The organism is Paenibacillus sp. J22P218, from assembly GCF_056269195.1.
On sequence record NZ_JBWDNL010000001.1, the window covers coordinates 1,085,807 to 1,099,920 of the forward strand.

8 protein-coding genes are annotated in these 14,114 nt (G+C 54.2%); all 8 read left to right on the plus strand.

The genetic code is table 11. From position 1 onward, the window contains the following. The first annotated feature begins 1 nt into the window (after window position 1). The 8 genes from AC0YN0_RS04380 to AC0YN0_RS04415 all read left to right on the plus strand — a co-directional run bounded on the left by AC0YN0_RS04380 (window position 2) and on the right by AC0YN0_RS04415 (window position 14,091). A complete protein-coding gene (locus tag AC0YN0_RS04380; protein ID WP_475820173.1) occupies window positions 2–1,645 on the plus strand; it encodes an extracellular solute-binding protein in 1,644 nt (547 codons plus the stop codon). Between the two features lie 404 nt (window positions 1,646–2,049). Beyond that, window positions 2,050–2,910, plus strand: coding sequence for an ABC transporter permease (locus tag AC0YN0_RS04385; RefSeq protein ID WP_475820897.1), 861 nt, complete (start codon window positions 2,050–2,052; stop codon window positions 2,908–2,910). A gap of 21 nt (window positions 2,911–2,931) precedes the next feature. Then, entirely contained in the window at window positions 2,932–3,837 is a 906-nt protein-coding gene (locus AC0YN0_RS04390) for a carbohydrate ABC transporter permease (RefSeq protein WP_442052970.1), read from the plus strand. A 117-nt stretch (window positions 3,838–3,954) separates the two neighbouring features. Next, on the plus strand, window positions 3,955–5,634 hold the full coding sequence (locus tag AC0YN0_RS04395) for an extracellular solute-binding protein (RefSeq protein WP_475820174.1): 1,680 nt from the start codon (window positions 3,955–3,957) through the stop codon (window positions 5,632–5,634). A gap of 96 nt (window positions 5,635–5,730) precedes the next feature. Further along, a complete protein-coding gene (locus AC0YN0_RS04400) occupies window positions 5,731–9,675 on the plus strand; it encodes a X2-like carbohydrate binding domain-containing protein (protein WP_475820175.1) in 3,945 nt (1,314 codons plus the stop codon). Between the two features lie 95 nt (window positions 9,676–9,770). Next, a complete protein-coding gene (locus AC0YN0_RS04405; RefSeq protein ID WP_475820176.1) occupies window positions 9,771–12,179 on the plus strand; it encodes a glycosyl hydrolase family 95 catalytic domain-containing protein in 2,409 nt (802 codons plus the stop codon). A 7-nt stretch (window positions 12,180–12,186) separates the two neighbouring features. Beyond that, window positions 12,187–12,972, plus strand: coding sequence for an SDR family NAD(P)-dependent oxidoreductase (locus tag AC0YN0_RS04410; RefSeq protein ID WP_475820898.1), 786 nt, complete (start codon window positions 12,187–12,189; stop codon window positions 12,970–12,972). A gap of 21 nt (window positions 12,973–12,993) precedes the next feature. Next, window positions 12,994–14,091: a mandelate racemase/muconate lactonizing enzyme family protein gene (locus AC0YN0_RS04415; RefSeq protein ID WP_475820177.1), complete on the plus strand. Its 1,098-nt coding sequence runs from the start codon at window positions 12,994–12,996 to the stop codon at window positions 14,089–14,091. Window positions 14,092–14,114: the final 23 nt, after the last annotated feature.

Consider the following 14,114-nt stretch of genomic DNA (forward strand, 5'->3'; position numbering starts at 1 on the left):
GTTGCAGAAGTATTTCATTCGGCTCATTGCCGTATTGCTGATCCCCTTTATTCTAGGAGGCTGTACGGATATAAATAATAAGGGCGGTTCGGAGGACGGGAGCGGCAAAGATGCCGATGTCGTTCCGATCCGCGTATTCGCCCAGCAGGATGCTTGGTTCGATCTTGCAACCAATGATTTCTCGAAGGAGCTGGAGAATAAGTTCAACGCGAAGTTTGAATGGATTGCCGTTCCTTATGAGGGGGCAAGGGAGAAGCGCCAAATATCGCTTGCCAGCGGAGACTATGCGGATGCCTATATTCTGACTTCGTATATTGACCAGTTCTCGCAAGCGGACGTGCTTAGGTACGGCCAACAAGGCGTCTTCTTGCCTTTGAACGAATTAATCGAACAGTACGCGCCTCATATCAAAGCCGCCATGGAACAGAATCCGACTCTAAGAGCCTACAGCACGGCGCCGGATGGGAACATTTACGGCTTAGTCGGGTACAGCGAATGTTACCATTGCTCCTATCCGAGTAAAATGTGGCTGAACACGAAGTGGATGGAGCAGTTAGGGCTCGCAATGCCGCAGACAACGGAGCAATTCAAGCAGGTGCTGCAAGCGTTCAAGACGCAAGATCCGAACGGCAACGGCGTAGCGGACGAAATACCGCTTAGCGGCTCGATCGAGGATTTCGGCGTTCGCGTCATCCCTTTTCTAATGAACGGCTTCATCTATGACGACGATCGTACGTATCTCCATCTGACGAACGGTCGCGTCGATACGGTAGCCGACAAGCCGGAGTGGAAAGAAGGGCTGGCCTATATTAAATCGCTGTACGATGAAGGTCTCATCGATCCGGGCGCATTCACCCAGAACGCCGAAGCGTTCAAGCGGATTGGAGAGAACGACGGCGAGCAGCTGCTTGGCGCGGCAGCGGCGATGCATCCGGCGATCTTCGTAGACGTCGGTCCGGACAATACGAGGGGGAGCGATTACAGCCCGCTTGCTCCTTTACAAGGTCCGAATGCGTCATTCGCAACGTACAGCCGAATCGGCGTGGCGCCGGGAGCGAAGTTCGTCATCACGAATAAGGCAAGCCGCGAAGCCCAGATTGCTTTGATTCAGATGGTTGACTATATGTATACGCCCGAAGGCCAAGCTTTTGCCGAGGTTGGGATGGAAGACGTCGATTGGCGGAAACCCGCCCTGGGAGAGTTGGCGCTGAATCCGGACGTGAAGCCGGTATTCGCAAGCATTCCGGATAAGGACGGGGAGAAACCCAACAACTCCAATTGGAGCGGGATGGGACATTTCTATATGCCTAAGACGTATCGCGAAAGCTGGGTGCAAGGCATGGATATTTATGCCCCGGACGGCTACGAGCGAAGGCTGATGGAAGCGACGAAGCTATATGACGGACATGAGCCGGATGAGGTGTTGTCGGTCGAGTCGCTGTGGATCCATCCGGATGAAGCCGATGAGGTCAACTTTCTGCAGATCAACCTCAAAAACTACGTCGAAGAGTATGCGCTGCAGTTCATTACCGGCAACCAGAAGCTGGACGAGGATTGGGAGAGCTACGTGAAGGGGCTTCACGACCTTAACGTGGACCGTTATGTGGCGATTATGCAGAAAGCATATGATTCAGCGTTGAAATAAGTGTTTGTGCGCGGCATCAGAGCCGTCCCGCAAAGTCTATATATGACTTTGCGGGACGGCTCTTTTTTAATGACTCGCTTGGCGCTTGAGTGCAATAGTGCTGGAGAATGCGATAAGCAGACCATACTTGACGAAAACGTACGCAGAACGGGCATTTGCACCTGCCAAAAAGGGGCAACTGTACCTAAAAACGAGCAACTGTACCTACCGCGAGGCCCCTGCTGCCCTTTATGATCAGCGGTATAGAAAGCGCTATCATTTCATCGCGGCAAGTGACTTAGGGAGGGATCGTTCTGAAGGATCAATTGGTTTTAAAACGAGGCGATAGCGCCGTTCAGCCTGCAAAGAAACGAGGGCTGTTGGAGGAAGCGGGCAGAAGCCTTAGGAAGCATTGGCAGCTTTATATGATTGTTGTTCCGCCTCTGCTGTTTTTCCTTATCTTCAAGTATTATCCGATGCTCAATACGGTGCTCGCCTTCAAAGACTACAACGTCATTAAAGGCATCTGGGGCAGCCCGTGGGTAGGAATGAAAAACTTCAATTTGTTTTTCGACAATCCGATGTTTTGGCCGCTCGTCAAAAACACGCTGCTCATTAGCGGATATTTGCTGCTGGCGGGTTTTCCGATTCCGATCCTGCTGGCATTGATGCTGAACGAGGTGCGAAGCGGACGGTTCAAGAAGGTCGTGCAAATGGTGTCTTTCGCGCCGTATTTCATCTCGACCGTCGTCATGGTCTCCATCATCATGCTGTTTCTGTCTCCGAGGCTCGGCTTCGTCAATATCGCGATGAACGCGCTCGGGATGGATTCGATCAATTTTCTCGGCGAACCCGGCATGTTCCGCTCCATCTATGTATGGTCGGACATTTGGCAGACGGCAGGATATACAGCGGTTATCTATTTGGCGGCATTGGCCGGCATCGATCCGACGCTGTACGAAGCGGCTAAGGTCGACGGAGCATCAAGGTTCCAGAAAATCATTCATGTGGATCTCCCAGGTATTCTGCCTACCATCATGATCGTGCTTATTCTCAACGTAGGCAGCGTCATGGCAATCGGCTTCGAGAAAATATACCTGCTGCAAAATCCGCTCAATCTCGTGAATTCGGAAATCATCGCGACTTACGTGTACAGCGTTGGCTTGCTGAACGCCAACTATAGCTTCGCGACGGCGGTAGGTTTGTTCAATTCCGTGATCAATCTCATTCTGCTTACGACGGTGAACAGCTTAGCCAAGCGGTTCTCGAATACTAGCATCTGGTAAGGAAAGGGGAGCATAAGCGCCATGGCTGCAATTAGAACCAATCATAAAATCAAGGACTCGGCAGGGGACAAAGTGTTCCTGATCATCATCTATGCCATTCTGAGCCTCGTGCTCGTCGCGGTTCTGTATCCGCTTATCTATATCGTCAGCAGCTCCATTAGCAGTCCTGCGGCGGTCACATCCGGAAAGGTATGGCTCTGGCCGGTCGACATCTCGCTGGAAGGCTTCAAGGTGCTGTTCCAAACGAAGCAGGTGGTGTCCGGTTACGGCAACTCGATCTTCTATACGGGAGCGGGTACGCTCATCAGCGTCGCGTTAACGATCATGATCGCCTATCCGCTGTCGCGCAAAACGTTTTTCGGACGCAACGCGCTCATGATGCTCATTACGTTCACGCTGCTGTTCAGCGGCGGTCTCATTCCGACGTACATGGTCGTCAAGGAAGTTGGTCTCATCGATTCCAGATGGGCGCTGCTCATTCCGAACGCGATCTGGGTATGGCAGGTCATTATCGCAAGGTCCTTCTTCCAATCCTCGATCCCGGACGAATTGTTCGAGGCAAGCGAGATGGACGGCTGCAGCGATCTGCGCTTCCTGAGGAGTATCGTCGTCCCATTGTCGATGCCGATCATTGCCGTTCTCGTGCTTATGTACGCCGTCGGCCAGTGGAATGCGTATTTCGACGCGTTGATTTACTTGAAGACGGCCGACAAATTCCCGCTGCAGCTTATTTTGCGAAGCATCATTATCCAGAACAACAGCGCCGCGGGTTTGAACGACGCCATGAAGCAGGTCGAGCGGCAGCAGCTTGCAGAGCTTCTCAAGTATTCGCTCATCGTCGTGGCAACGCTGCCCGTGCTGGTCATCTACCCGTTCGTGCAGCGTTACTTCGTACAAGGGATGATGGTTGGTTCGGTGAAGGGCTAAAGGCTAGCCTCACATCAATCATTTTAAGGAGGTGGTGCTTATATCGATTTGCTCGTCCAGCATCGCGTTTCATCGCGTTAAGACATTCATCCATTTATTAAAAAGGGAGCGATACCATTGAAAAAGAGAATCGCGGGTTTGTTCGCCATCGTTTTGTCGGTAAGCTTGGTGCTTGCCGCATGCTCGTCCAGCAATAACAGCAATCAACCGGGCAACGCATCAACGCCGCCTAAGGAATCGGAAAATACAGGAGAGAAGCCAGCCGCTCCGGTAGAGATCAGCGTGTTTGCCGTGCAGGACCAAAGCATCGATCTGCCAACGAATAAATTCACCCAGCATGTGCAGGACATGTTCAACATGAAATTAAACTTTGAGGTTATTCCGTCCGACGGCGCGAAGGAAAAACGCCAAATCTCGCTCGCGAGCGGCGACTATCCGGATGCTTACATTCTCACGGGCTACGTGGATCAATTCACGCAGACGGACGTGCTGAAGTACGGCAAGCAAGGCGTAATCGTACCTTTGAACGATCTAATCGACGAATATGCGCCGAATATCAAAGCGGCTATGGAATCGAATGCCGATCTGAAGGCGTTTAATACGGCGCCCGACGGCAACATCTACGGTCTCGTCGCTTATTCGCAATGTTTCCACTGTTCGTATCCGAATAAGCTGTGGCTGAACACATCATGGCTGGAGAAGCTGAACCTGGAAATGCCAACGACGCCTGACCAATTCCGCGAAGTGCTGCGCGCTTTCAAGAACGACGATCCGAACGGAAACGGCGTGAAGGACGAAGTTCCGCTCAGCGGTTCGACTGAAGACTTCGGCGTACGGGTTCTTCCGTTCCTCATGAACGGGTTCGTCTACAATGACGACCGGAACTATTTGAACCTGACGAACGGCAAAGTGGAGTCCGCTGCCATTAAGGAAGAGTGGAAACAAGGGCTCGCCTACGCCAAGTCGCTGTACGACGAAGGACTGATCGATCCGGGAGCGTTCACCCAAAACGCCGAAGCTTTCAAAAAAATCGGCGAAAACGCGGATACGCAAATTCTCGGCGCCGGAGCGGGCATGCATCCAGCCATCTTCGTCAATATCGACAAGGGCAACCAATATTCGGCCGATTACAATCCGCTGCCTCCGCTTACTGGCCCGAACGGGGCATCATTCGCGACGCATGACGGCGGCGGCGTAGCGCCTGGCGCGAAATTCGTCATTACGAACAAAGCGAGCAAAGAAGCTCAAATCGCGCTCATTAAGCTCGTCGACTACATGTTCACATGGGAAGGTCAGACGAATGCGGCGTCCGGCATGGAAGGCATCGACTGGGAACGTCCGGGTCCTGACGATGTAGCGCTGGGCGAAGGCGTCAAAGCGATGATCAAGCCGATCCCTGCTGCTGAAGGGGAAGCACCGCGCAATGCCGGCTGGAGCGGCATGGGTCACTTCTACATGCCTTCCGAGTACCGCGACAGCTTCGTGCAAGGAACGGATATTTACGATTCCAACGCTTACGAGCGTCGTCTCTACCAAGCAACACTGCTCTACCAAGGCCATGAGCCTAAGGAGCTGTTCCCGCTATGGTCGGTATGGGTTGATCCAGCGGAAGCCGACGAAGCGAGCATTCTCCAGACGAACCTTCGCAAATACGTGGAGCAAAGCGCGTTGCAATTCGTTACCGGCAACAAGGATCTGACCAAAGATTGGGACGGTTATGTCAAAGGATTGAAGGATCTGAAAGTAGACCGTTATTTGGAAATTTTGCAGAAAGCATACGACGCCTCGAATAAATAACGAAAAGCATGAATTAGCAGAAAGCCTGGACATACAACGATCCGGGCTTTCTGCTCTACTTTAACGTTAAAGGGGATGAATGAAGTGGGTAAGTCGATGAGAAAATGGCGCTTGTGTTTCCTTGCTTTCGTTATTTTTGCGGTGCAGCTAACGTATGCGCCTCCGGTATCCAACGTGGTCGAAGCGGCCGACAATGGCCTCGGACTGAAGCCATACATGGGTTGGAGCAGCTTCAGCATGCAGGTGTACAGCGGGAATAACGGCATTATCTCCGCCGCTCAGATCAAAGCGCAATCCGATGCGATGCATACGCTCCTGCAGCCATACGGCTACGAGTACATCAACATTGACGCTGGCTGGAACGGAAGCATGGACGGATACGGACGTCCGATTCCAAGCACGACGCATTATCCGAACGGCTTCCAAGAGGTGATCGACTACGTTCATGCGAACGATCAGAAGATCGGCATTTACGGCATTCCGGGTTTATCGCCGCAAGCTTACGAGGACGATCTGCCCATCTACGGCGCACCTGGCTGTTCGATGCAGGATATCGCCGCTCAGCCGCTGGCGCAGGCGGATTACTGGAACCTCGGCTATAAGATCGATTTCTCGAACCCTTGCGCCCAAAGCTACATTAACTCCATAGCTGAATTGTATGCCGAATGGGGCATCGACTTTCTCAAATTCGACAGCGTGACGCCGGGATCGGGCATCTCCGACCTGTCACTGGACGCGCGAGACGACGTGGCTGCTTGGTCGGCTGCGCTTGCGCCGCACGGCATATGGCTGGAGCTGTCGTGGGCACTGGACATCAACTACATAGACACCTGGAAGCAGTATGCCAACGGCTGGCGCGTTGACTGGGATATCGAATGCTACTGCGGCACGGCAGGGCTTACGAGCTGGAGTAGCATCGCAAGACTGTTCCCGAAAGCAGAGCAATGGTGGCCGCACGGCAAGCCGGGCGGCTGGAACGACTTCGATTCGCTCAACGTGGGCAACGGAGCGATGGACGGCATTTCGCAAGACGAGCGCAAGACGGCCATGACGCTGTGGGCGATGTCAGCCGCACCGCTTTATATCGGCAACGATATGACGAATCTGGACAGCTACGGCCTTGAGCTGCTTACGAACGAGGAGGTCATCGCGGTCAACCAGAACGGCCGTCCGACTCGTCCGCTATCGACCGAGACCGATCAGCAGGTCTGGTATGCCAATAACGGAGACGGCAGCTTTACGGTCGCGTTATTCAATTTGGACGATGCGGCCGCAACGGTTGAGGTCGACTGGAGCGACATCGGGCTATCGGGTCCGGCATCCGTCCGCGATCTGTGGAGCAAGTCGGAGCTTGGAAGTTTCAACGACGGCTTCAGCTCGGCGAATTTGGCCGCCCATGGCTCCCGTTTGCTTAAAGTGACGCCGCTGGACGGGACGGTTAGCGCGAATGACGATGATCATGGCTTCTCCTTCGAAGGAGATTGGAGCACGAACGGAGGATATGAGGAAACGGGAGGCAAGCAAAATCTGCTCGTATCCGTTACCGATTCCCGCGTTCAGAACAGTCTAATCGAGCCAAGCTCGGCGAAGTTCAATAAGAAGCCTGCCGCTAGGGCCGATATTCCGATTTCATTAACGCTTAACGGCAATACGTTGAGCAGCGTTTCGAACGGGGGCGCGGCTCTATCGAACGGGACTGATTACACAGTGTCCGGATCGACCTTGACGATCAAGAAGGAATATGCCGCCGGACTTCCCCTAGGGGAGACGAAGCTGACCGTTGGATTCAGCGCAGGGCTGGCCCAGACGCTGTCGATAGAGGTCAGCGATACGACGGAAGGCGTCATCGTGAACTTGAACGACGATGATTCGGCAATTGCCTACACGGGCTCGTGGCATCGCAGCTGGAACCGCGGATTAGGCGATTACGGCGACGACGTCCACTTCACGGAGGCGAACGGCGATTATTTCGAATACGAGTTCACCGGCATTGGCATCGAGTTGATCACGGAGAAGCACGACTCGCAGGGCGAGATCGATATTTACGTGGACGGGGTTTTCCAAGAAACCGTCGACACGTACGATGCGAACCGGCTTGCACAGCAAACCGTCTTTGCCGTTAACGGCTTGACGGACGGCGTTCATACGTTGAAAGCGGTGAAGAAGTCCGGTATTTTCATGCTGCTCGATAAGCTGAAGGTGATCAAGCCGGATCTGATTCTGCCATCCGAAGGCAGCTTTAACAAGAAGACCTCGCTGCAAAGAGACGTGACGGTCGAGCTGACGCCCGGCGGTCCGGCTCTTGCAGGCATCGCGAACGGCGTAACGGCGCTCGCATCGGGAACGGACTACACCGTATCGGGCAGCGAGGTGACGATTAAGAAAGAATACCTGGCCGCGGAGCCGGAAGGCACGACGAGGCTTGTCTTCTCCTTCGCCGGAAGCGAAACGGCGATGCTTACGATTACGGTCGCGGATACGACGAGCCAGATCATCTCGCTTAACGATAATGATTCGGCCATTTCGTACAGTGGCGCATGGGGGTATAGCTGGAGCCGCGGACTTGGCGATTACAACGATGACGTTCATTATGCGGAGGCGAACGGCGATTATTTCGAATATGAATTTACCGGTTCCAGTATTGAATACGTCACGGAAAAAGACTCCTCGCAAGGGGAAGTGGACATCTATTTGGATGGTGTATTCCAAGAAACGGTCGATACTTCCCATTCGAGCCGACTTGCAAGGCAAACCGTTTATTCGGCCTCCGATCTGCCGGAAGGCGCGCATACGCTGAAAGCGGTGAAGAAATCGGGCAGTTACATGCTGCTCGACGAATTGAAGGTGACGTCGGCGTCGCAGGTGCTGCAAAGCTCGATCAGCCCTACGACGGTAAGCTTCGACCAGCAAGTATCGGAACAGGACGAACCGACCATCACGCTTAGTCTGAACGGCAATTTGCTTACCGAAGTCGCGAACGGCACGAGCGTGTTGACCGAAGGGACGGATTACGCGGTATCCGGCAATCAATTGACACTCAAACGGGGCTACTTGGCGGGGCTGGATATCGGCATGGCGAATTTGACACTTTCCTTCACCGAAGGGTCACCGCAAGATCTGGCCGTCGCGGTACGCGATACGTCTAGAGGCCGGTTCGTCCCGGTGAACGACGCGGACGCAGGCATTGCGTATTCGGGGGCATGGCAGCACAGCAGAAATCGGGCATTCGGCGATTATAAGGACGATGTCCACTTCGCCGAAACGAACGGCGCGTTCTTCGAATATACGTTCCACGGCACGGGAATCGAGCTATTAACCGAAATGGATACGTCGCAAGGGGACGTCGACATTTACGTGGACGGCCAGTTCCAACAGACGGTAAGCGCGTATCGCGGCAGCCGCGTTGCGCAGGAGCCGCTGTACGTCATCGCGGACTTGCCGGACGGCGTCCATACGCTCAAGGCGGTGAAGCAATCCGGTTCGTATATGCTCCTCGATCAATTGCGGGTGCAGAAGGCATCGCGGTTAACGCCGGATAAGGGCATTTTCGATAAAAACCCTCCGGAGAAGGAAGACGTTGTCGTCACGCTGGCAGTCGATGCAAGCAATTTGATCGGCATTTCGAACGGTGCGTACAACTTGAAACCGAATAAGGATTACAAGCTGTCTGGAAATCAATTGACCGTGAAGAAACAATACTTGGCATCGTTGCCTGCAGGTACGACAGCACTAACGCTTGCCTTCAAATCCGATTACAGGCAGGACGTGCAATACACGGAAACGAACGGCGATTTCTTCGAATATTCCTTTATCGGTGAAGGCGTGTCGCTGATCGGACCGAAAGGGCCGCAGCAGGGCAATATCGACATCTATGTGGACGGCGCCTTCGTTCAGACGGTCAGCGCTTATCATGCCAGCCGATTGACGGGCAAGACCATCTTCGACATCAATGGCTTGGCGGACGGACCGCATACGATCAAAGGTATTAAGGCATCCGGAGGCGTGATGCTGGTGGATCAGATCAAATATAAGGTTGACTAAAGCAACCAATGGATGATGGGCCGGGTTCTCTCGGGACTTGAAGAGAGCCCGGCCCTTTACTTTATTCCGACTAGGGCAGCATAGGGGAGATTCCGATGACATTGAACAGGAAAGATATAGCCACTAAGCACGCGATCTCGTTCGAGGGGCCGGCGCAGGACTTTTTCGAGGGAGCGCTGCTCGGCAACGGCGGCATGGGGGCGGTCGTAACGACCAAGCCGGATGCGATCGTCATTCACTTCGGACACAATAACGTGTGGGATATCCGGATCGCCGAGGATCATCAGGATGAGATTGGGCGATTCGAGGAGCTGTTCGCCCGAATCAAGGAAATTCCGGCACATTACGCTTCCTTAACCGACGAGCCATGGTATCGGGACTATGTCGCGATGGCGGGGGACAATTACGATAAGCCGTATCCGCGGCCGATGCCTTGCGGTTCTCTTCTGCTTGGCTTCGATAGAAGAACGACGGAGGTTCTCGGCCACCGATTGTCGCTCCATACGGGATTATGCGAGGTCGAACTTAAGGTTGAGGAGCAAAGCGCTCGGCTGCTTCTGTTCGTCGACCAGAAGGAAGACCGGTTATGGGTGTCGCTTAGGAGCAAGGCTGGAGGAGCGACCGCGACGCTTCCGAATGTGTTTAACCGAGTGAAATTGATTCCAGATCCTTATACGCCGATTGAGCTCCCTTTATACGAAGCAATGTCAGGCGCCCAACTTAGCGGTTTGACTTTCCGGCAGAAGCTGCCGGCTTCGCTCACGGAGAGTCGAGAGAATGCAAGCAAAGCACGGGCGTTTCGGTTGTCGGCTCGCCTCTCTTCCGCCGTCGCCGTTCGGGAAAGCGGCAATCTGCTGGAGCTGGCGGCAGGGAAGGGCCATTCGTTCACACTGTGCGCCGCGCTCGAGGAGGGAGCGGACGAAGCGGTCAGCCGCAAGCCATCCCAAGCCCTTGCAGCCATCGAAGATCCTGATGAATCCGCATTCGATGCGGCTTTTGCCAGATCCAAGCAGGTATGGGAGCGTTATTGGTCGCGGTCTGGCGTGGAGTTGGAGGATAATCTGCTGGAGCGGGTATGGTACAGAAACCTTTATTTCTTCCAATGCTCCGTCAAGCCGGAAGCGGCTTGTCCGGGCTTATTCGCCAATTGGAGCTACGGCAAGATCGGAGCGGAGTGGCATGGCGATTATCATATGAACTACAACACGCAGCAGCCGTTCTGGGTCGCGTTCTCGAGCAATCATGTCGACAAACACTTGGCATATGCCAATATGGTGGAACATGTGCTGCCGGTCAGCCGCAAATGGGCGAAGGATTACTACGGGCTGCGAGGCGCATACTTCCCGCATTCCGCCTACCCGGTGGAGATGAGCATGATGCCTTATCCCGTGCCGCACTGGGGCTGGGAGGTATGCGAAACGCCGTGGACGGTTCAGAGCTTGTGGTGGCATTACTTGTACACGATGGATAAGGCATTCCTAGCCGATCGGGCTTTCGTGCCGATGAAAGAAGCGGCACGCTTCATGGCGGATTATATGATGCGGCCAGGCAGCAGCGGGGAGGCTTGGGGCGACGATCGGTATCACATTTTCCCGACTGTCGTGCCCGAGCTGTACGAATTGACGCCGGGCTTCAAGCGCAATCGCGACTGCATCGTCGATCTGACGCTGACGAAGTTTCTGTTCCGCGCCTTCGCGGAGGCTTGCGCCGCTTTGGATAGAACCGAGGCAGAATCGGAGCTGCTTGCGGATATTAGCAACCTGTTGGCGCGGTTTCCTGAATATCCGACGGCGGTATCTCAGCGGGGGACCGTGTTCGTGTCCGTGGAAGGGGAAGATCCCGAAGTCGTGTACAACGTGCCGAATGGGATAACGACGGTGTTCCCGGGCGAAGAGCATGGTTTGCACTCGCCGCCGGACGCATTCCAAATCGCGGTGAACTCTTATCGCAATCACCGAAACGAAGGCGGTAATGAGCTCGTGTTTCTTAATCTGGCGGGAGCTCGGCTAGGCCAGCTCGATCTGGAGCGCTTCAAGCGGCAAATCGTTTATTGTACGCTGCCGAACGGCACCTGCACCGATAAACTGCTGGAGTCGGGAGGCAGATATGCCGATACGACGCCGTTCGATTACATGGGGCGCATGGGCATTTGGTTCGAGAATTTTGCATTACCTGCGGTCATTAACGAGTGTTTGCTGCAAAGCTATAACGGCACGCTCCGCTTGTTTCCGAATTGGCCGGACGATAAAAGAGCCGAGTTCGCTACGCTGCGGGCTGTAGGGGGATTTTTGGTCAGCGCCTTCAAGGAAGCCGGAAAAGTCGCGTGGATCGAGGTGACGAGCGAAGCGGGCTCGCCGCTGCGAATGTATAACTGCTGGGAAGGCGCCGTAAGCTGCAAGCGGGCAAACGGAGAACTGCTGCTAGAAGGAGAAATATTGGAGCTCGATACGGTCGCAGGCGAAACTTTGCGTTTCACGTATGGGGAAAGCAATAGGAATCGATAAGGAAGTGGTGCGCTTGCGGTTTTTAAATAAGGTCGTGATCATTACGGGCGGCGCTTCGGGAATCGGCGAGGTCAGTGCCAGCCTGTTCGCGAGCGAAGGGGCAAACGTCGTCATTGCCGACCGGAACGAGGAAGAAGCTAGCCGTCTCGCTATAGAGCTAACCGTGAAATATCCCGCGACAATCGGACTCCCTAGGGCGGTTGCAATACGAACCGACGTATCGCAAGAGGCGGACGTGACCAGCTTGCTTGAGCAAGTACGGCAACTATACGGCCGTTTGGACGTGCTGTACAATAACGCCTCGATTATTATGCCGAAGCGGATCGAGGACATCGAGAGCCAGGATTTCGACCGGTTAATCGCTGTGAATCTGAAGGGCGTTTATTTGATGATCAAGCATTCATTGCCGCTGCTGCGTGCATCGAAGGGAACGATTGTGAACATGGCTTCGCTGAACGGATTGACGGGCCAGCGAAATAATCCGATCTATGCCGCTTCGAAAGGCGGCATCATCGCCATGACGAAGTCGCTTGCGCTCGACCTTGCGCTTGACGGCATCCGGGTCAACGCCATATGCCCGGCGGGCGTCTCAACGCCGTTATTGGATGCGTGGACAGCGCAGCAGGAAGATCCGGCGGCAACGGTTCAGTTGTTGAACGATATGCATCCGCTAGGCAGGCCGGCTACGGCTGCGGAAGTGGCGCAAGCGGTTATGTTTCTTGCTTCCGAGCAAGCCTCTTTCATAACAGGCGTCGCGCTGCCGGTAGAGGGCGGCGCTTCACTCGGCTATTAATCGATTAAAGGAGCGTATGATATGAAAATAACAAAGGTAGAAACGTTCATCCTGCATGTTCCGATCGATCCGCCGATCACGGACGCGATTAATGCAGCTACGCATTGGGGGTTGTCGGGCGTACGTATTTTCACCGACGAGGGATTTGTCGGTTACGGTTACACAGGGACCTGCGCCCATGGCGACTCTATGATTGTGGATACGATCGACCGTTACTACGCACCGGAGTTGATCGGCAAAGATCCGTTCATGGTCAAAGAAATATGGGATACGCTTCGATACGGCAAAATGCATTGGATCGGACGCGCCGGCATTACCCATATGGCGCTTGCCGCCGTTGATATCGCGTTGTGGGATATTATGGCGAAAGCGTCCAATAAACCGCTGTGGCAATATCTCGGCGGGCATAAGAGCAAAGGGATCAAAGCGTATAATACGAACGGCGGCTGGCTGAATTGGTCGAAGGACCGCTTGCTGAAGGATGTTACGGACATTGTGGAGCAGGGCTTTACGGGAGTGAAAATCAAGGTAGGCAAGCCTGATCCGCATGAGGATTACGATCGCGTGAAGGCAGTTCGCGGGGCAATTGGCGATCAAGTCAACTTCATGATCGACGTGAACCAGCAGTGGAATATCAATACCGCGATGACATGGGGAAAAAGACTGGAAGAGTTCCATTTATTTTGGCTGGAGGAGCCCCTTAACCCTGACGACATTGCCGGCCATAAGAAGCTTGCCGATGCCTTGAACGTTCCGATTGCGCTGGGCGAGCATGTCTACTCGAAATATGCGTTCCGCGATTATATCCATCAAGGGGCGGTAGAGTATTGCCAGGTGGATGTGACTCGGGTGGCAGGCATAACCGAATGGCTTCAAGTTGCCGGGCTTGCTGCTTCCTATGATGTGCCGATCTGCCCGCATGTAGGCGATATGGGCCAAATTCATCAGCATTTGGTGGCGGCTACGCAAGGAGCGATCATGCTCGAGTATATTCCGTGGATCCGAACGATCTTTGTGGAGCCGGCTACGGTCAAGGACGGCCATTACATTTTGCCGGAAATGCCGGGGGCATCGACGGAAATCATCCCCCGATATTTTGACCAATTCCGGATAAGATAGGCGCAATAGGGAGGGGGAGGAAC